The organism is Arthrobacter senegalensis (genome assembly GCF_059091765.1).
On sequence record NZ_JBNHGZ010000003.1, the window covers coordinates 259,819 to 277,248 of the forward strand.

19 protein-coding genes are annotated in these 17,430 nt (G+C 67.1%); 17 read left to right on the forward strand and 2 right to left on the reverse strand.

The genetic code is table 11. From position 1 onward, the window contains the following. Positions 1-79 precede the first annotated feature (79 nt). Positions 80-856: a trans-aconitate 2-methyltransferase gene (locus AC5RVG_RS11320; protein WP_494013914.1), complete on the forward strand. Its 777-nt coding sequence runs from the start codon at positions 80-82 to the stop codon at positions 854-856. 89 nt (positions 857-945) lie between these two features. On the opposite strand, the gene AC5RVG_RS11325 is transcribed toward AC5RVG_RS11320, so the two are convergent. Further along, the gene (locus AC5RVG_RS11325) at positions 946-1,839 is read right to left on the reverse strand and encodes a glucose 1-dehydrogenase (RefSeq protein ID WP_494013915.1); all 894 of its coding nucleotides are present in this window, start codon (positions 1,837-1,839) and stop codon (positions 946-948) included. 301 nt (positions 1,840-2,140) lie between these two features. Between AC5RVG_RS11325 and AC5RVG_RS11330 the strand changes: the two genes are divergently transcribed. The 6 genes from AC5RVG_RS11330 to AC5RVG_RS11355 all read left to right on the forward strand — a co-directional run bounded on the left by AC5RVG_RS11330 (position 2,141) and on the right by AC5RVG_RS11355 (position 5,303). After that, positions 2,141-2,359, forward strand: coding sequence for a CsbD family protein (locus AC5RVG_RS11330; protein ID WP_493999627.1), 219 nt, complete (start codon positions 2,141-2,143; stop codon positions 2,357-2,359). A 195-nt stretch (positions 2,360-2,554) separates the two neighbouring features. After that, the gene (locus AC5RVG_RS11335) at positions 2,555-2,968 is read left to right on the forward strand and encodes a CBS domain-containing protein (protein WP_494013916.1); all 414 of its coding nucleotides are present in this window, start codon (positions 2,555-2,557) and stop codon (positions 2,966-2,968) included. 11 nt (positions 2,969-2,979) lie between these two features. Continuing rightward, entirely contained in the window at positions 2,980-3,189 is a 210-nt protein-coding gene (locus AC5RVG_RS11340) for a hypothetical protein (RefSeq protein WP_494013917.1), read from the forward strand. Positions 3,190-3,478: 289 nt separating this feature from the next. After that, on the forward strand, positions 3,479-3,730 hold the full coding sequence (locus tag AC5RVG_RS11345) for a hypothetical protein (protein ID WP_493999630.1): 252 nt from the start codon (positions 3,479-3,481) through the stop codon (positions 3,728-3,730). A gap of 158 nt (positions 3,731-3,888) precedes the next feature. Beyond that, entirely contained in the window at positions 3,889-4,344 is a 456-nt protein-coding gene (locus AC5RVG_RS11350; protein WP_494013918.1) for a hypothetical protein, read from the forward strand. A 32-nt stretch (positions 4,345-4,376) separates the two neighbouring features. After that, complete coding sequence (locus AC5RVG_RS11355) at positions 4,377-5,303, forward strand: DNA topoisomerase IB (RefSeq protein ID WP_494014127.1); 927 nt, start codon at positions 4,377-4,379, stop codon at positions 5,301-5,303. Between the two features lie 125 nt (positions 5,304-5,428). Here the strand turns inward: AC5RVG_RS11355 and AC5RVG_RS11360 are convergent, their stop codons facing one another. Further along, the gene (locus AC5RVG_RS11360; RefSeq protein ID WP_494013919.1) at positions 5,429-6,073 is read right to left on the reverse strand and encodes an MBL fold metallo-hydrolase; all 645 of its coding nucleotides are present in this window, start codon (positions 6,071-6,073) and stop codon (positions 5,429-5,431) included. Between the two features lie 109 nt (positions 6,074-6,182). On the opposite strand from AC5RVG_RS11360, the gene AC5RVG_RS11365 reads away from it, so the two are divergent. The 10 genes from AC5RVG_RS11365 to gap all read left to right on the forward strand — a co-directional run bounded on the left by AC5RVG_RS11365 (position 6,183) and on the right by gap (position 17,430). Further along, positions 6,183-6,566, forward strand: a complete 384-nt coding sequence (locus AC5RVG_RS11365; RefSeq protein WP_493978542.1) for a GntR family transcriptional regulator — start codon at positions 6,183-6,185, stop codon at positions 6,564-6,566. A gap of 202 nt (positions 6,567-6,768) precedes the next feature. Continuing rightward, positions 6,769-9,615, forward strand: coding sequence for an excinuclease ABC subunit UvrA (gene uvrA / locus AC5RVG_RS11370; RefSeq protein ID WP_494014128.1), 2,847 nt, complete (start codon positions 6,769-6,771; stop codon positions 9,613-9,615). A 77-nt stretch (positions 9,616-9,692) separates the two neighbouring features. Then, a complete protein-coding gene (locus tag AC5RVG_RS11375) occupies positions 9,693-10,412 on the forward strand; it encodes an HAD hydrolase-like protein (protein WP_494013920.1) in 720 nt (239 codons plus the stop codon). After that, positions 10,409-11,074, forward strand: coding sequence for a lysophospholipid acyltransferase family protein (locus AC5RVG_RS11380; RefSeq protein ID WP_493999634.1), 666 nt, complete (start codon positions 10,409-10,411; stop codon positions 11,072-11,074). Before AC5RVG_RS11375 ends, AC5RVG_RS11380 begins: the two co-directional genes overlap by 4 nt. Before the next feature lie 48 nt (positions 11,075-11,122). After that, positions 11,123-13,132, forward strand: a complete 2,010-nt coding sequence (uvrC, locus tag AC5RVG_RS11385; protein WP_493999635.1) for an excinuclease ABC subunit UvrC — start codon at positions 11,123-11,125, stop codon at positions 13,130-13,132. A gap of 36 nt (positions 13,133-13,168) precedes the next feature. Continuing rightward, the gene (rapZ, locus tag AC5RVG_RS11390; protein WP_493978538.1) at positions 13,169-14,083 is read left to right on the forward strand and encodes an RNase adapter RapZ; all 915 of its coding nucleotides are present in this window, start codon (positions 13,169-13,171) and stop codon (positions 14,081-14,083) included. Beyond that, positions 14,083-15,123 (forward strand): gluconeogenesis factor YvcK family protein, encoded by a 1,041-nt coding sequence (locus tag AC5RVG_RS11395; protein ID WP_493999636.1) that lies wholly within the window; start codon positions 14,083-14,085, stop codon positions 15,121-15,123. Before rapZ ends, AC5RVG_RS11395 begins: the two co-directional genes overlap by 1 nt. 15 nt (positions 15,124-15,138) lie before the next feature. Next, positions 15,139-16,119 carry a DNA-binding protein WhiA gene (gene whiA, locus AC5RVG_RS11400; RefSeq protein WP_493987300.1) on the forward strand — a complete coding sequence of 327 codons (981 nt, stop codon included), beginning with the start codon at positions 15,139-15,141 and terminating at the stop codon, positions 16,117-16,119. 27 nt (positions 16,120-16,146) lie between these two features. Continuing rightward, a complete protein-coding gene (locus AC5RVG_RS11405) occupies positions 16,147-16,338 on the forward strand; it encodes a hypothetical protein (RefSeq protein WP_494013921.1) in 192 nt (63 codons plus the stop codon). A gap of 81 nt (positions 16,339-16,419) precedes the next feature. Next, entirely contained in the window at positions 16,420-17,430 is a 1,011-nt protein-coding gene (gene gap / locus AC5RVG_RS11410; protein WP_494013922.1) for a type I glyceraldehyde-3-phosphate dehydrogenase, read from the forward strand.

Consider the following 17,430-nt stretch of genomic DNA (forward strand, 5'->3'; position numbering starts at 1 on the left):
CAGCTTATGCGGTGATTGTGCCCCGCCATGCGGGCACCCGGTGCGTGCCCCGGCGGGGGCGTGGCGTAACGTACTGCCCATGCACTGGGACCCGCAGAAGTATGTGGAATTCGCAGGCTACCGCGACCGGCCGTTTTTTGACCTGACCGGAAGGATCGCCGCCGACGACCCCGCAGTGGTGGTGGATCTGGGCTGCGGCCCGGGCGGCCTGACGGCGGCGCTCGCCGACCGCTGGCCCGCCGCCAGCGTCACCGGAGTGGATTCCTCGCCCGAGATGATCCGGCAGGCACAGCAGCGGCACACCTCAGCCAGGTTGGCATTCGTGGCAGGGGATATCCGGACCTGGACCCCTCCGGCGGAGCTGGACGTGCTGGTGTCCAACGCAGCGCTGCAGTGGGTGCCCGGGCACCAGGACCTCATGCGTTCCTGGCTGCGCGCCATGAAGCCCGGCAGTTGGCTCGCCGTGCAGGTACCCGGCAACTTCGCCGCGCCGTCGCACGCGCTCATGCGGGCGCTCGCCGGCTCGCCGCGGTGGCATCGCCGGCTGGACGGGGTGCTTCGCCACGAGGACGCGGTCTCCGAACCCGAGGACTACCTCATGCTGCTACGGGACGAAGGCTGTGACGCCGACGTCTGGGAAACGACCTACCAGCAGTTGCTCCATGGGCCGGACCCGGTGCTGGAGTGGGTCAGGGGCACCGGTTTGCGCCCCGTCCTGGCCGCCCTGCCGGCGGCAGAAGCGGCCAAGTTCGAATCCGAGTACGCCACGCTGTTGCGCGACGCCTACCCGGCCGGCGAACACGGAACCGTGTTCGGATTCCGCCGGATCTTCGCGGTGGGACGCAAGCTCGGCTGAGTCTTCTGTTCTCCGCTTTCCTCCGGACGACCGCCCCGCGGCCCGGTGGGCGGCGCAGGGGCGGTCCTCGAAGGCCGGGCGTTTCGCTTCTACGGCGTGGGCGTTCCGCCGTTGACGTTCAGCGTCTCGCCGGAAACGTAGCTCGACTCCGGCGAGGCCAGGTAGACGTAGGCCGGCGCCAGTTCTGTGGGCTGCCCGGCGCGGCCGAGGGGAACGTTCTTGCCAAACTCCGGCAGCTTTTCCTTCGGCTGTCCCGCGCTGACCTGCAACGGGGTCCAGAAGGGGCCGGGGGCCACGGCGTTGACCCGGATGCCGCGGCTTGCCAACTGCTGCGCAAGACCCTTGGTGAAGTTGTTGATGGCCGCCTTGGTGGAGGCATAGTCCAGCAGGACCGGCGAGGGATTGTAGGCCTGGACCGAGGTCGTGTTGATGATCGTCGAGCCCGGCGCCATGTGCGGCACGGCCGCCTTGGTGATCCAAAACATGGCAAAAACATTCGTGCGGAACGTGTCCTCGAACTGTTCGTCGCTGATGTCTTCGATTTTCTCGACGGCGATTTGGCGCCCTGCGTTGTTGACCAGGATGTCCAGCCCGCCCAACTGTTCCACCGCCTTGGCGACCAGCTCGCGGGACGCCTCGGCATCGGAAATATCGCCCGGAAGCAGCACCGCCTTCCGGCCATCCTGCTCGATGACCGAAGCGACGTGCCGGGCATCGGATTCCTCCGCCGGAAGGTAGGAGAGGGCGACGTCGGCTCCCTCGCGGGCGAACCCGATGGCGACGGCGGCGCCGATGCCGGAGTCCGCTCCCGTGATCAGGGCTTTGCGGCCGGTCAGCCTGCCGGTGCCGCGGTACGACTCTTCGCCGCGGTCGGTCTCGGGCTCCAGCTCTTTGTCCAGCCCGGGCTCCGGCTGGCTCTGTTTGGGCGGCGAGATGCTGGGAAAACGGTCGACCGGATTCTGGAAGGTGTACTGATCCGTCATGTCTGGCTCCCTTCTAACGGCCGCTGTGAAGGCTCCGCCGGCACCGTTGGTGCTCCACTGGAGTGGAAGGCGTGGCCGGGGAGCGGCCGGTATGGTCAGTATGCTGATCGTGATGCCACCCTACGCTGTCGCGCATCGGGTCGTACAGCCGGGTAGGGGCCTGCCCTCCCGTGAGGATCCGGAAGCGCGAAGGGTCAGCCCCGGGCGAACCGGCCCGAAGGTCAGCAAGCTTTCTACTTGGCCCGCGGCGCGATACTCTGGCTGGACCTGTAGGAAAACCTGAACCGAAAGAGGTGCTGATATGGGTATGGGCGACAAGTTCGATGCTGCGAAGGACAAGGTGACCGGCAAGGTCAACGAAGCCGTCGGCGAGGCGAGGGATGACAAGTCCCAGCAGCTGAAGGGCAAGGGCCAGCAGGTCGAGGGCGAGGCCAAGGACAAGATCGCCGACGCCAAGGCCCACCTGAACGAGGACGCCGACCGTGTTGCCGACGACACCGAAGGCGGCGCCAGGCGCTGATCCGGTTCCTTTGTCACTGAGCCCCCGTGAGCCGCTGGTTCACGGGGGCTCCGTGGCTTAAGGCGCGGGCCGCCCTTCAATTCCCCCGCGCCCTGTGGTAATTGTAAGTAACCTTATAGATCAGCTTGGCGTGCTCGTCCCCGCTGGCCGGACGGTGCGCGAAGCGGCTCGAACTACCTGAAGGGACTGATATCCGTGACAACCGCAAGGGAAATCATGACCGGTGGTGTTGAATGCATTGGCGAGAACGAGACGCTGGAGCTGGCCGCGCAAAAAATGCGCGACCTCGACGTGGGGTCGTTGCCCATCTGCGGTGAGGACAACAGGCTCAAGGGCATGGTCACGGACCGCGACATTGTGATCAAGTGCCTGGCCGACGGGCGGGACCCGCGCGAGGTGAAAGCGGGCGAACTGGGCCAAGGCAAGCCGGTGACCATCGGCGCGGACGACAGCATCGAAGAGGCCATCAGAACCATGCAGGACCATCAGGTGCGCCGGCTGCCGGTCATCGATGGACACGACCTGGTCGGAATACTCAGCCAGGCCGACGTCGCCCGCAACTATCCGGAGGACCGGGTGGGTGAACTGGTCGAGTTCATCTCCTACTGATCCCGGCGGCCATGATGTCGGAGCAGTTGCCGGAGGCGTATGCCAAGTACCTGGCCGGATGTGAGCCGACCCAGGCCGACGCGATCCTGCCGGTGCTGAAGCAATCGGCCGCCGAAGGCGATCGCGGCGTGCTGGTCCGCTTCCTCCCCAACGAAGTGCAAGCCATGGCGACCGAGGAGGTCCCGTTCGGAACCATCCGGGAAGAACGCTACGACGAATAATCATTCCGCCGCCCCGGCGGACGGGTGCCCGGGATGCCCACGGCATCCCGGGCTGCCGCCTGTCAAGACCAAGGCGTAAAATTAACCGCGCCGGCGCGATAATACAGTCATTCGTTGCCGGAGGGGGGAAGCGCTTGTAAGCTCGCAGCAGTTGGAGCCGAATCGGCTCCCGGGCTATCTGGAGGCTGCGCATGGACAGGTCCGATGCCGGTCGGTATGCAGGGGGTTTCCTCGGTTTGGGGCGGAACTGATGCGGCACCGCCATCTGTCACCCGCCGACGAATTTCCCATGGATCTGGCTCCCCTGGGCGACCCCGAACTGCTGGCACTGTACGGCAGGGCCATGCGCCAGCTCGAGCGGGAAAGCATCCAGTTCGGCGCGGCCGACCCCGAGACCGAGTTCCGCCTGGAGGAGCTGCGGGTCGAACTGGACCGGCGCGACAGCAGGGACGCGCTGCAGGCCAGCAAGCGGCGGGTCCGTGGCCTGTACGGCAAACCTGGGGGCGAACCGCCGGACTCGCTGTATGACGGCACCAGTTAGCCCCGCCCGGGGCTACTTCCCTGGCGGCTGATCCAAGCGGCCAGTGCCGCGGGTGGCCGTAGACCCTTCCGGGGGCGCCGCCGCGGCGCTTATGCTGCTTTTCCAACCTCAGTATGATGGGTTACAAACAGTATACTTATCATTAGTTGGATTGCAGATTGGAAGGGCAGACGATCATGATTGCCAATGACAGTTCAAGTGCCCATGCCGGCCAGGACCGGGAAGCGGGAAGCGCGTTGCCCGATCCCTCGTGCTCTGCCTGCAGCACCGACGAGTACCTGGTCTTCGATGCCGTAACGCTGCTGCCGCCGCAGGCCGGGGCGCCCGCACTGCCGCGATGGGACGTCAGCTACTGGTGCAGCCGCTGCGACGCTTACTACGGGCACGAAACCTTCAAGGTGCCGGCCACGGAATCCGAGAGCGTCGGAATCGATTTCGGCGCCGAGGGCTACATGCACTGCGGGGAGCCCATGCAGCCGGTGGAACGCATCGACCACTCCATCGTTGATCCCGTGGATGCAGGCTCCCCGGAAACCGGGCCGCTCCCGACCGTGCGGGTCGACGTCGAAATCCTTCGCTGCAGCTGCGGATTCAAGATGGAGGTGCCCGTCTGAGGCTAAGGCGCAGCAACGTCCGTGCACCCGGCATCACCCGCCGGCGCCACGGGACGGGGTTTTCCTACCGCAACCCCGACGGTTCGAGGCCTGCCGGGGACGAGCTCCGAAGGATCAAGGCGTTGGCGGTCCCGCCGGCGTGGTCGGATGTGTGGATCTGCCCGGCACCCAACGGGCATATCCAGGCCGCGGGAACCGACGACGCCGGGCGGCGGCAATACATCTACCATGCCCGTTGGCGGGAACTCAGGGATCGGGAAAAGTTCGACCGCTCCCTGGCGTTCGGAGCCACCCTGACCACCGCGCGCCGCAAGGTGACGAGGCTGCTGAGGTCCGGCGAACGAACCCGCCCAGTGGCCTGTGCCGTTGCCTTCCGCCTGCTGGACAGCGCGTCGTTGCGGATCGGTTCGGAAGTCTACGCCGAAGATAACGGATCCTACGGGGTTACGACGTTGTTGGTTCGCCACGTGCAGGTGCGGGAAGATACCGTCCGGCTGCATTTTCCCGGGAAGAGCGGACTGCAGTGGGACGTGGAACTGAAGGATCCGGATATCGCCGTCCAGCTGGCGGCGGTGCGGACCCTGAAGGCCGACGATCCGGCCATCGGTTACCGCAACGGCACCGGAGACTGGTCGGGGCTGGGCGCGTCGGAGTTGAACGAGTTTATCCACGAACTCTGCGGGCCGGAGTTCAGTGCCAAGGATTTCCGGACGTGGCAGGGAACGGTAACGGCCGCCGTGGCACTGGCCGGCTACACCGGCAGGCCGAATCTCACCGGACGGCGCAAGGCCGTGGTCGCAGCCATGCACGCCGTCTCGGAGCGGCTGGGCAATACGCCCGCCGTCGCCCGCAAGTCGTACGTGGATCCGCGGCTCGTGGACCGCTTTATGGCGGGACAGATTCCGGACGCCGCCACGTACTCCGCGGCGGAACGCAGCCTGCCGTCCTTCCTGGCCTGACAGGGGCAGCCTGCCATCCTTCCTCGGGTGGCAAGGGAGCGAAAGCAGCCCGCGGCGCTAGAATTAGAGAGCCCCGGCAGGCGGGATTCCCCCCAACGTCCACGTCTGTCGGGGTTGAATGCGCCCTACCAGCCGCGCGATTTCCACTCGTCCAGGTGGGGCCGTTCTGCCCCGAGGGTGGTGCCGGCGCCATGGCCCGGATGGACCACCGTGTCGTCGGGCAGGTAGTTGAACACCCGTTCGGCCACATCGTTGAAGAGGGTTGCAAACCGTTCGGGATCCTGCTGCGTGTTGCCCAGCCCGCCCGGAAACAGGGAATCTCCGGTGAACAGGTGCGGCGGACCCTCGGGTGCGCGGTAGAGCAGCGCCACGGAACCCGGCGTGTGCCCGCGCAGCTTGATGGCTTCCAACGAGAATCCGTCGAACCGGCCAACGTCCTGATGCTCGAGCGCAACATCGGTCCGCACCTCGATCTGCGGAATATCCTCCACGCCGGCCGCCGTCTTGGCGCCGGTAGCGGCCACCGCCTCCGGCAGGGCCCGGACATGGTCCCAGTGGCTGTGCGTGGTCACGATCAGGGCAACCTCGGCCGGCCGCCCGGCATCCGCGGCGCCCTCGCGCAGCAGTTGCCGGATGGCCGGAAAGTCATCGGCGGCGTCGATTAACACCTGGGTGCCGGAAGCCTTGGCCGTCAGCAGATAGACGTTGTTGTCCATCTCGGAAACGGAAATACCGCGGATGGTGACTGCAGGATCTTCGTGAAGCAACATGCTTCCCAGCCTACCGACAGTCGACCCGGACGGCTCAGGATGTCATTCTGGTTGTAGCAGCGGACAGGCAGCGCGATGCTGGGGACACGACGAGGAGCGGGCGCAGACGATGGAAGCGAGCGAGTTTGACTGGCGGATGAACCGCGACAGCGCCGTGCCGCTCTTCGAGCAGTTGAGGCTGCGGATCATCGAAGCGGCCGATGCCGGCGAACTCCCGGTAGGCACGAAGCTGCCGCCCGTCAGGCGGTTGGCCGACCATCTGGGTGTGGTCCCGAATACCGTGGCACGCGCCTACCGGGAGCTTGAAACTGCCGGGCGGGTGGAAACCCACGGCCGGGCCGGCACCGTGGTCAGCGCCGGAGCCGGCAAGGCCCGGCAACAACTGGGCGATGCCGCCGAAGCATTCGCCCGCGCCGTTCACGGTCAAGGGATCGGCGGCAAGGAAGCACTCGCCGCCGCCAAGGCCGCGTTGGAGCGCCACGGCATCAAGTAGGCGGCATCATGCGTCGTCTGGCGCCGGCCGGGGAGCCGACGATTGCGGACGCTCTCTGTCCGCAGGTGCCGTCCGCCGTGACCGATGTAATACAAGTTCGAACGAATTTTCGATTAGAGTAGATACCGTGCTAAAAGCAAGCGAAGCGTCCGTCCCGGCGACCGATTCCGAGTCTGCCACCTCCGTTTCCCGCTCCGCGGATATGTCCCGGCTGGTCGTCAAGGGCGCCCGCGAGCATAATCTGCAGAACGTCAGCGTGGACCTGCCCCGCGACGCCATGATCGTCTTCACGGGCCTGTCCGGCTCGGGCAAGTCGTCGTTGGCCTTCGATACGATCTTCGCCGAGGGCCAGCGCCGGTACGTGGAATCGCTCTCTTCCTATGCGCGGATGTTCTTGGGGCAGGTGGACAAGCCGGATGTGGACTTCATCGAGGGCCTGTCGCCGGCGGTCTCGATCGACCAGAAATCGACCAGCCGCAACCCGCGCTCCACCGTGGGAACAATCACCGAGATCTACGACTACCTGCGCCTGCTGTGGGCCCGCGTCGGCCGCCCCTTTTGCCCGCAGTGCAGTGAACCGGTGGAAAAGCAGACCCCGCAGCAAATCGTGGACCAGCTGCAAGAGCTTCCCGAAGGGACCCGGTTCCAGATCCTGGCCCCGGTAGTGCGCGGGCGCAAGGGCGAGTTCGTCGACCTGTTCAAGGAACTGAGCACCAAGGGCTTTTCCCGCGCAAAGGTGGACGGCAAGCAGGTGCAGCTAAGCGAACCGCCGAAGCTGGGGAAGCAGTACAAGCACACCATTGAGGTGGTGGTGGACCGGCTGGTGGCCAAGGAAGGCATCCACCAGCGCCTGACCGACTCGGTGGAAACCGCCCTGGCCCTCGCGGAGGGCCGCGTGCTGGCCGATTTCGTCGACATTGACGAGGACGACCCGGGCCGTACGCGTAGCTTCTCCGAGCACCTTGCCTGCCCGAACGAACACCCGCTCGCCATCGACGAGATCGAGCCGCGCTCGTTCTCGTTCAACAATCCGTTCGGCGCCTGTCCGGCCTGTACCGGTATCGGCAGCAAGCTTGAAGTAGATGTGGACCTTGTGGTCCCGGATCCCGACCGGAGCCTGTCCGAGGGCGCCATTGCCCCGTGGTCCTTGGGCAAAGCCACCCAGGAGTACTGGACGCGGTTGCTCGAAGGGCTCTCGCATGAGCTGGGGTTCTCCATGGACGAGCCATGGAAGAACCTGCCGAAGAAGGTCCGGGAGGCCGTACTGCACGGCAAGGACTTCAAGGTCGTGGTGCAGTACCGCAACCGCTTCGGCCGGGAACGGAAATACAGCACCGGATTCGAGGGCGCGTTCCAGTACATCCACCGAAAGCACGAGGAAACCGAGTCCGAGTGGGCGAGGGACCGTTACAAGGAGTACATGCGCGAGGTCCCGTGCCCGGAATGCAACGGCGCGCGGCTGAACCCCGCGTCGCTGTCCGTGCTGATCAACGGCAAGTCCATCGCGGATGTGTCTGCCCTGCCGCTGCGCGAGGCGAGTTCGTTCCTCGCGGGCCTGGAGCTCTCGGCCCGCGAAACCCAGATCGCCCACCAGGTACTCATCGAGATCCAGGCGCGGCTGCGGTTCCTCCTGGACGTGGGCCTGGAATACCTGAACCTGGAGCGCGCCGCCGGCACGTTGTCCGGCGGGGAGGCCCAGCGCATCCGGCTGGCCACGCAGATCGGCTCCGGCCTGGTGGGCGTGCTCTACGTGCTCGACGAGCCCTCCATCGGCCTGCACCAGCGGGACAACCGCCGTTTGATCGAGACCCTCACACGGCTGCGCGACCTCGGCAACACCCTGATAGTGGTGGAACACGACGAGGACACCATCGCCGAGGCCGACTGGATAGTGGACATCGGACCGGGCGCCGGCGAGCACGGCGGCGAAGTGGTGCACTCCGGCTCGCTTCAGGAACTGCTGGACAACACGCGTTCCATCACCGGTGACTACCTGTCCGGCCGGCGCCGCATCGAACTGCCGGCCAAGCGCCGGAAGATGGACAAGAAGCGCCAGATCAAGGTGGTGGGTGCCCGGGAAAACAATCTCCGCGGCATCGATGCCTCGTTCCCGCTGGGAATCTTCACCGCGGTCACCGGCGTCAGCGGCTCCGGAAAATCGACCTTGGTCAACGACATCCTCTACAAGGTGCTGGCGAACAAGCTCAACGGAGCCAAGCATGTTGCCGGCCGGCACACCAGGGTGGAAGGCGTGGACCAGCTGGACAAGGTCATCCACGTCGACCAGAGCCCGATCGGCCGCACGCCACGCTCCAACCCCGCCACCTACACCGGTGTCTTCGACAACATCCGCAAACTGTTCGCCGAGACCAACGAGGCGAAGCTCCGGGGCTACCTGCCCGGCCGGTTCTCGTTCAACGTCAAGGGCGGGCGCTGCGAGGCCTGCTCCGGCGACGGCACGCTGAAGATCGAGATGAACTTCCTGCCCGATGTCTACGTTCCGTGCGAGGTCTGCCACGGCGCGCGGTACAACCGCGAGACGCTGGAAGTCCACTACAAGGGCAAGACGATTGCCGAAGTCCTGGACATGCCGATCGAGGAAGCAGCGGAATTCTTTGCCGCGTTCACCCCGATCGCCCGCCACTTGCGGACCCTGGTGGACGTCGGCCTGGGGTACGTCCGGCTCGGACAGCCGGCCACCACGCTGTCGGGCGGGGAGGCCCAGCGCGTCAAGCTCGCCAGCGAACTGCAGCGCCGCTCGAACGGGCGGAGCATCTACGTGCTGGACGAGCCGACCACCGGCCTGCACTTTGAGGACATCCGCAAGCTGCTGCAGGTGCTGCAGGGGCTGGTGGACAAGGGCAACACGGTGATCACCATCGAGCACAACCTCGACGTGATCAAGAGCGCCGACTGGGTTGTGGACATGGGGCCCGAGGGCGGTTCCGGCGGCGGCCAGATCATCGCCAGCGGCACTCCCGAGCAGGTGGCGGCAGTCGAGGGAAGCCACACCGGCCGCTTTCTGGCGGAGGCGCTCGGCCACCAGTGAGCCTGCCGGACGGAAAAAGGTATTCCCCAGCAGGAATGGATTCCGGCGGATCCGCGGATCTGTGGGAAAATGCCCGGGTGACTCAATTGCCTGCGCTGGTACTTTTCGACCTCGACGGAACCCTGGTTGACCCCGCAGGTGCCATCACCACCGGAATAGCCGGCGCCCTCGCGGCGGCCGGCCTGCCGGTCCCGCCGCAGGAAGAACTCGGATCCCTGGTCGGGCCGCCGCTGGGTGAATCCCTCCGCGGCGCCGGCGTCCCGGAGCACCGGCTCGGCGAGGTGATCGCCTTGTACAGGGCGGGCTACCGCCGGTCCGGAATGGCGGCAAGCCGCGTGTACCCGGGCATCACCGGCCTGCTGGAGCGGCTCCTCTCCACCGGCGCGATCCTCGCCGTCGCCACGCAAAAGCCGACCGGGCTGGCGCGGGAGCTGCTGCGGCTGCAGGGCCTGGAGCAGTACTTTGCGGGGATTTACGGAGCCGAGGGCGACGATCCCGCCCCGGCGGAACCCGGACTGGGCAAGGTGCCGATCCTGCAGGCCGCGTTGGACGCTTTCAGCGACGCGTGCGGCCCGGTGGTCATGGTGGGCGACCGGCTCTACGACGCGGCCGCTGCTCTCCGGCTCGGCATCCCCGCCGTCGGGGTCGGCTGGGGCTTCGCAGCCCCCGGGGAACTGGAAGCCGCCGGCGCCGCCGTCGTCGTGGATACCGCCGAAGAACTTGAGGCCGCTATTGGGCGGCTGACCGCCGCCGAGCCCGAGGGCGCCCTGGCCGGACGCCCCGGACCGGCCGCATGAGGACGTTCGAAGCGACCCGCGCCTCGTTCCGGGCCGGGTTGCGGCTCAGCTGCCGGCCGACGATTGAAGGCATCGCGAACTTTCCCGCGACCGGCCCGGTGATTGTGGCACCGAACCACCTGTCCTTCCTCGACAGCGTCATCATCCAGGCGATGATGCCGCGGAAGGTGGCCTTTTTCGCCAAAGCCGAATACTTCACCACCCGCGGTCCCAAGGGTGCTGCGATGCGGTGGTTTTTTCACAGCGTCGGCTCGATACCGGTGGAGCGGGGCGAACAGGCCGCCAGCGTGGCCGCGCTGCAGAGCGCCCTGGACGTACTGGACCGCAACGAGGCTTTCGGGATTTATCCTGAAGGAACACGGTCCCGTGACGGCAAGCTCTACCGGGGCCGCACCGGCGTGGGGTGGCTGGCCCTCACGACCGGGGCGCCGGTGCTGCCGGTCGGGCTGATCGGCACCGAACAGCTGCAGCCCGCCGGGAGGATGATGATCCGGCCGAGCCATTTCACGGTCCGGATCGGCAAGCCGCTGTACTTCAAGCGGACCGGGCCGGAGCACTCGTTGCCGGCGCGCCGGTCGGCCACCGACCAGATCATGGACGCGATCGCCGACCTGACCGGCCAGGAACGCTCGAACAGCTACAACAAGACGCCGTCGGCTTGACCGGCCGGACGGCACCCAGGGCCCAGGCGAGGAAGGGAGTGACCGGCCATGGCTAATCCTGCTTCCTACCGTCCGCGGACGGGGGAGATCCCGACCAATCCCGGCGTCTACCGCTTCCGGGACGAGCACCGGCGGGTGATCTACGTCGGCAAGGCGAAGAACCTGCGGTCCCGGCTCAACAGTTACTTCGCCAGCCCCAAGAACCTGCCGCCCAAGACCCATGCGATGGTGCACACGGCGGCTTCGGTGGAGTGGACGATCGTGGGCAGCGAACTGGAGGCCATCCAGCTCGAGTACACGTGGATCAAAGAGTTCACACCGCGCTTCAACATCATGTTCCGGGACGACAAGTCCTATCCCTACCTGGCCGTGACCATGGGGGAGAAGTTCCCGCGCGTGCAGGTGATGCGCGGCGAGCGGCGCAAGGGCGTGAAGTACTTCGGTCCTTACTACCCGGCCAAAGCGATCCGCGAGACCGTGGACACCCTGCTGCGGGTTTTCCCGGTCCGCACCTGCAGCACCGGCGTCTTCAACCGGGCCCAGCGCACCGGCCGGCCGTGCCTGCTGGGCTACATCGACAAGTGCTCGGCGCCTTGTGTGGGACGGATTTCGCCCGAGGACCACAAGGCCCTGGCCGCCGAGTTTTGCGCGTTCATGGGCGGGGAAGCCGACCGGTTTATCCGGGACCTCGAAAAGAAGATGGCCGCGGCGGTGGCCGAACTCGACTACGAGACGGCGGCGCGTCACCGGGACGACATCGCCGCGCTGCGCCGGGTCTTCGAACGCAATGCCGTGGTGCTCACTGAAGACACCGACGCCGACGTGTTCGCCCTGGCCCAGGACGAACTGGAGGCGGCCGTCCAGGTGTTCCACGTCCGCGGCGGCAGGATCCGCGGCCAGCGCGGCTGGGTGGTGGAAAAGGTCGAGGACCAGAGCGACGCCGACCTGGCCGAACACCTGTTGCAGCAGGTTTACGGGGACGCCGACGGGCCGGACCGGATCCCGCGCCAGGTCATGCTGCCGCAGGAACCGGAGAATGCCGCCGAACTGCAGGCCTGGCTCAGCGCACTCCGCGGCAGCAGGGTGCAGATCCACGTGCCGAAACGCGGTGACAAGGCTGCCCTGCTGGCCACCGTGAGGGAGAACGCCGAGCAGGCCCTGGCCCTGCACAAGAGCCGGCGCGCCGGCGACATTACCACGCGCTCGGCCGGCCTCCAGCAGTTGCAGGAGGCACTGGATCTGCCCGTGGCGCTGCTGCGGATCGAATGCTACGACATCTCCCACGTGCAGGGCACCAACGTGGTGGCCTCCATGGTGGTGGTGGAAGACGGGCTGCCCAAGAAGTCCGACTACCGCCGCTTCGCGATCACCGGCGAGGCCGCCCGGGACGACACCTCGGCGATGTATGACGTGATCAGCCGGCGCTTCCGGAACTATCTGGCGGAACAAGGCCACCAGGGCATCCCGGCGGCCGCCGATGCAGGCGAAACCCCTGCCGGGGACGGCGCGGACACCGCCGTCGTGCTTGAAGAGACGCTCACGCCGGCGCCCAAAACCAAGTTTGCCTATCCGCCCAACCTGGTGGTGGTGGACGGCGGGCCGCCCCAGGTGGCCGCCGCTTCCCGCGCGCTGTCGGACCTGGGTATTACCGACGTGTTCGTGGTCGGCCTGGCCAAGCGGCTGGAGGAAGTTTGGCTGCCCGACGACGATTTCCCCGTGATCCTGCCGCGTTCGTCCGAGGGCCTGTTCCTGCTGCAGCGGATCCGCGACGAGGCCCACCGTTTCGCGATTGCCTACCACCGGCAGAAGCGCGGCAAGGCCATGACCGTCTCGGTGCTGGACGGCATCCAGGGCCTCGGGCCGGCGAAACGCAAGGCGCTGCTGAAACATTTCGGCTCGGCCAAGAAACTCAAGGCGGCCAGCGCCGAAGAGCTGCAGCAGGTTCCGGGCATCGGCCCGGCGCTGGCGGCTTCCTTGAAGCGCCAGCTAGCTGCCGGTGCCGCGGAGGAGCCCGCGCCGGCGGTAAATATGGCGACCGGCGAAATCATCGAATCTTAGTTAGGCTAGAGCTTGAATCGAGGAGCGGGGGTCGGGATGGATGGAATGACGATGACGGTGGATGAGGACTTGACGCCGGAAAAGCCGGTGGAATCCGAACTCCTGGTGGTCACCGGCATGTCCGGGGCCGGCCGGACCACGGCGGCGCATGCCCTCGAAGACCACGGCTGGTACGTGGTGGACAACCTGCCGCCGCAGATGCTGGGCACGCTGGCCGAACTGGTTTCGCGGATGCCGCAGTCGCTGCCCAAGCTTGCCGTGGTCGTGGACGTGCGCAGCCAGAGCCTCTTCCGCGACATCCGTGAGGCGCTGCATGCCCTGGCGGCCAGCGGCATCCACTACCGGGTGCTGTTCCTGGACGCCTCCGGGGACGTCCTGGTCCGCCGCTTCGAACAGGGCCGCCGGCCGCACCCGCTGCAGGGTGACGGCCGCATATCCGACGGCATCACCGCCGAACGGGAACTGTTGAGCAGCCTCAAGGACTCGGCCGACCTGGTGGTGGATACCACCGAGATGAACGTCCACGCCCTGGCCACTGCCATCACGGAACTCTTCACCGAATCCGGTCCGATCGTGCTGCGCATCAACGTGGTCAGCTTCGGCTTCAAGTACGGGCTGCCGGTGGACGCCAACTTCGTCGCCGACGCCCGCTTCATTCCCAACCCGCACTGGGTCCCCGCGCTGCGCCCGCACACCGGGCTGGACGAGAAGGTCCGCGACTACGTGCTGGTGGACTCCGGGGCCGATGAATTCGTCAACCGATATGTGGACGCGCTGGAGCCGGTGTTGGAGGGCTACCGCCGCGAGAACAAGCACTACGGCACCATCGCCATCGGGTGTACCGGCGGCAAGCACCGCTCCGTGGCGGTCGCCGAGGAAATCGGGAAGCGGCTGGCCCAGCTGCCGAGCGTCAAAGTCACCGTCCAGCACCGGGACCTGGGGCGCGAATAGTGGCGATCCTGACCGGACCGATGCCGCTGGTTCCCGCCCCGGGGACCTCCCGCAGCCGGACCGGGAAGAGCGGCGCGCCTCCCTCCGTGGTGGCTTTGGGCGGCGGGCACGGGCTCTCTGCCTCGCTGGGCGCGCTGCGGCTGCTCACCACGGAACTGACAGCCATCGTCACGGTGGCTGACGACGGCGGATCCTCCGGCCGCCTGCGCAAGGAGTTCGGCGTCCTCCCGCCGGGAGATTTGCGGATGGCCCTCGCGGCGCTGTGCGATGACACCGACTGGGGGCGGACCTGGCGCGATGTGATGCAGCATCGCTTCAAGTCATCCCCGGGCGCCGAGCCGTCGCTGGACAACCACGCCCTCGGAAACCTGCTGATTGTGACCCTGTGGGAGCTGCTCGGCGACCCCGTTGCCGGCCTGAAGTGGGCCGGCGCCCTGCTGGGGGCCCGCGGGGAGGTGCTGCCGATGGCCACCGTGCCGCTGACCATCGAGGGCGACGTGCTGGTGGAGGGCGAGGACGGGCGGCTGCGCACCGCACTGATCTCCGGCCAGTCGCGGTTGGCGGCGGCCGGACGCAACAGCCACGTCCACGACGTGCGCCTGCTGCCCGACGACGCCCCGGCCTGCGTCGAGGCACTGAACGCCGTCGAATATGCCGACTGGGTGATCCTCGGGCCCGGCTCCTGGTACACCTCGGTGTTGCCGCACCTGATGCTGAAGGAGATGCGCGAGGCGCTCTGCGACACCCCGGCGCGCCGCTGCCTGACCATGAACCTGTCGGTGGACACCAAGGAAACGTCCGGGATGACGGCCTCGGACCACCTGGCCGCGGTGAGGCGCTGCGCCCCCGGGATGCGTTTCGACGTGGTCTTGGCCGATCCGGCCGTGATTGACGACAAGGGGCGTTTCGAGGATGCCGCGGCCGCGCTGGGAGCACGCGTGGTCTTCGGTAGAGTAGGAAGTTCAGGCGGACGCCCCGTACACGATCCGTTGAGACTGGCGAGTGCCTACCACGACATTTTCGAAGGCCACAAGGATTAGGTAAGGACAAGGTGCATGGCGCTGACCGCAGCAGTCAAGGATGAGCTCGCTCGCCTTGACATCAAGAAGTCCCAGGTCCGGAAGGCGGAGGTCTCGTCGACGCTCCGTTTCGCCGGCGGACTCCACATCATTTCCGGCCGCATCGTCATCGAGGCCGAAGTTGATCTGGCTGCGACCGCCCGGCGGCTGCGCACCGCCATCTCGGAAGTGTACGGCCACAGCGGCGACATCATCGTGGTCTCCGGCGGTGCGCTGCGCCGCGGGAACCGCTACGTCGTGCGCGTGGTGAAGGACGGGGAGTCCCTCGCCCGGCAGACCGGCCTGCTGGACGGCCGCGGCCGGCCGGTCCGCGGCCTGCCCTCCGTGGTCGTCAACGGTTCGGCGGCCGATGCCGAGGCGGTCTGGCGCGGAGCCTTCCTGGCGCACGGTTCGCTGACCGAACCCGGCCGCTCTTCCGCCCTGGAGGTCACCTGTCCCGGCCCGGAAGCGGCGCTGGCGCTGGTGGGCGCGGCCCGCCGGCTCGGGATCGCGGCCAAGGCCCGGGAGGTGCGCGGCGTGGACCGGGTTGTCATCCGCGACGGCGACAGCATCGCGGCGCTCTTGACCCGGATGGGCGCGCATGACGCGCTGATGGTGTGGGAAGAACGCCGGATGCGCAAGGAAGTACGGGCTACCGCGAACCGGCTGGCCAATTTCGACGACGCCAACCTGCGGCGCTCGGCCCAGGCCGCCGTCGCGGCGGGCGCGCGCGTGGAGCGTGCCCTCGAGATCCTCGACGACGAGGTGCCGGAGCACCTGCGCTACGCCGGTGAACTCCGGGTGGCGCACAAGCAGGCCTCCCTGGACGAGCTCGGGCGCCTGGCGGACCCGCCGATGACCAAGGACGCCATCGCCGGCCGGATCCGCCGCCTGCTGGCCATGGCGGACAAGCGGGCGCTGGAGCTGCGCATCCCGGGGACCGAAGCCAACGTGACGCCGGAGATGCTGGACGACTAGGCACGGCACGTCAGTTTGGAGGGAACCATGGGCACGCACGAACTGCACCCCGGCCACGGTTGCGCGGCCTTGGAACGGCGCGTCCGGGCGAGGATCATGGAACTGAACGACTTCATGCATGCCAGCCACGGGGCCGGCGCGGACACCGCGCCGGTACCGTCCACCGGGCCGACGTCGCCGCCCGCTTCGCCGCCGCCCGCACCGGCGCTTCCGCGCTGACCACCCGGCCAGCAGGCCAACAACAAGGGCACGGACCGGGGGAGCCCTTCCGGTCACGGCCCATCCACGAGGTAGAGGCTCATGACTACTCGAGTTGGAATCAACGGATTTGGCCGGATCGGCCGCAGCTACTTCCGCGCCGTCCTGGCGCAGTACACAAATCTGGAGGTCGTGGCGGTTAACGACCTGACCGATGCGCATACCCTGGCCCACCTGCTCAAATACGACAGCGTGCTCGGCGTGTTGGCAGAAACGGTCGAGGTGGATGCCGGCAACCTGATCGTCGGCGGCCGGAAGGTCAGCGTCCTGTCCGAAAAGGAACCCGCCGCGCTGCCGTGGAGCGACCTAGGCGTCGACATCGTGATCGAATCCACCGGCCGGTTCAACAAGGGCGGCGGCGCCCGGAAGCACCTCGACGCCGGGGCGAAGAAAGTCCTGATCTCGGCTCCGGCCAAGGACGAGGACATCACCATCGTGATGGGCGTCAACGACGGCGAGTACGACGCCGGTTCCCACCACCTGATTTCGAACGCCTCCTGCACCACGAACTGCCTCGCGCCCATGGCGAAGGTGCTGCACGAGAAGTTCGGCATCGAGCACGGCCTCATGACCACCATCCACGCCTACACCGCCGACCAGAACCTGCAGGACGGGCCGCACCGGGACTTGCGGCGCGCCCGGGCGGCGGCCATCAACCTGGTGCCGACATCGACCGGCGCGGCGAAGGCCATCGGGCAGGTCCTGCCGGAACTGCAGGGCAAGTTGGACGGTTTCGCGGTCCGTGTGCCCGTGCCGACGGGCTCGATGACCGACCTGACCGTCACCGTGTCCCGCGAAACCGACGTGGAAGAGGTCAACGCTGCGTTCAAGGAGGCCGCCGGCGACCCGCACTGGGCCGGGATCATCACGTATACGGAGGACCCCATCGTGTCCTCCGATATCGTCACAGACCCGGCGTCTTCGATCTTCGACTCGGGACTGACTAAGGTAATGGGTAATCAGGTGAAAGTTGTTGGCTGGTACGACAACGAGTGGGGCTACTCCAACCGCCTGGTGGACCTGACAGCTCTGATTGCGTCAAAGCTGGCCTAG

What these genes read in the sequence shown, in the direction of transcription:
- rapZ (WP_493978538.1), top strand. Translation starts at nt 13,169, where the DNA reads ATGGATGGAATGACGATGACGGTGGATGAGGACTTGACGCCGGAAAAG.
- AC5RVG_RS11405 (WP_494013921.1), top strand. Translation starts at nt 16,147, where the DNA reads ATGGGCACGCACGAACTGCACCCCGGCCACGGTTGCGCGGCCTTGGAA.
- AC5RVG_RS11360 (WP_494013919.1), bottom strand. Translation starts at nt 6,073, where the DNA reads ATGTTGCTTCACGAAGATCCTGCAGTCACCATCCGCGGTATTTCCGTT.
- AC5RVG_RS11365 (WP_493978542.1), top strand. Translation starts at nt 6,183, where the DNA reads ATGGAAGCGAGCGAGTTTGACTGGCGGATGAACCGCGACAGCGCCGTG.
- AC5RVG_RS11345 (WP_493999630.1), top strand. Translation starts at nt 3,479, where the DNA reads ATGGATCTGGCTCCCCTGGGCGACCCCGAACTGCTGGCACTGTACGGC.
- AC5RVG_RS11380 (WP_493999634.1), top strand. Translation starts at nt 10,409, where the DNA reads ATGAGGACGTTCGAAGCGACCCGCGCCTCGTTCCGGGCCGGGTTGCGG.
- whiA (WP_493987300.1), top strand. Translation starts at nt 15,139, where the DNA reads ATGGCGCTGACCGCAGCAGTCAAGGATGAGCTCGCTCGCCTTGACATC.
- AC5RVG_RS11340 (WP_494013917.1), top strand. Translation starts at nt 2,980, where the DNA reads ATGATGTCGGAGCAGTTGCCGGAGGCGTATGCCAAGTACCTGGCCGGA.
- AC5RVG_RS11330 (WP_493999627.1), top strand. Translation starts at nt 2,141, where the DNA reads ATGGGTATGGGCGACAAGTTCGATGCTGCGAAGGACAAGGTGACCGGC.
- uvrA (WP_494014128.1), top strand. Translation starts at nt 6,769, where the DNA reads ATGTCCCGGCTGGTCGTCAAGGGCGCCCGCGAGCATAATCTGCAGAAC.
- AC5RVG_RS11325 (WP_494013915.1), bottom strand. Translation starts at nt 1,839, where the DNA reads ATGACGGATCAGTACACCTTCCAGAATCCGGTCGACCGTTTTCCCAGC.
- uvrC (WP_493999635.1), top strand. Translation starts at nt 11,123, where the DNA reads ATGGCTAATCCTGCTTCCTACCGTCCGCGGACGGGGGAGATCCCGACC.
- AC5RVG_RS11320 (WP_494013914.1), top strand. Translation starts at nt 80, where the DNA reads ATGCACTGGGACCCGCAGAAGTATGTGGAATTCGCAGGCTACCGCGAC.
- gap (WP_494013922.1), top strand. Translation starts at nt 16,420, where the DNA reads ATGACTACTCGAGTTGGAATCAACGGATTTGGCCGGATCGGCCGCAGC.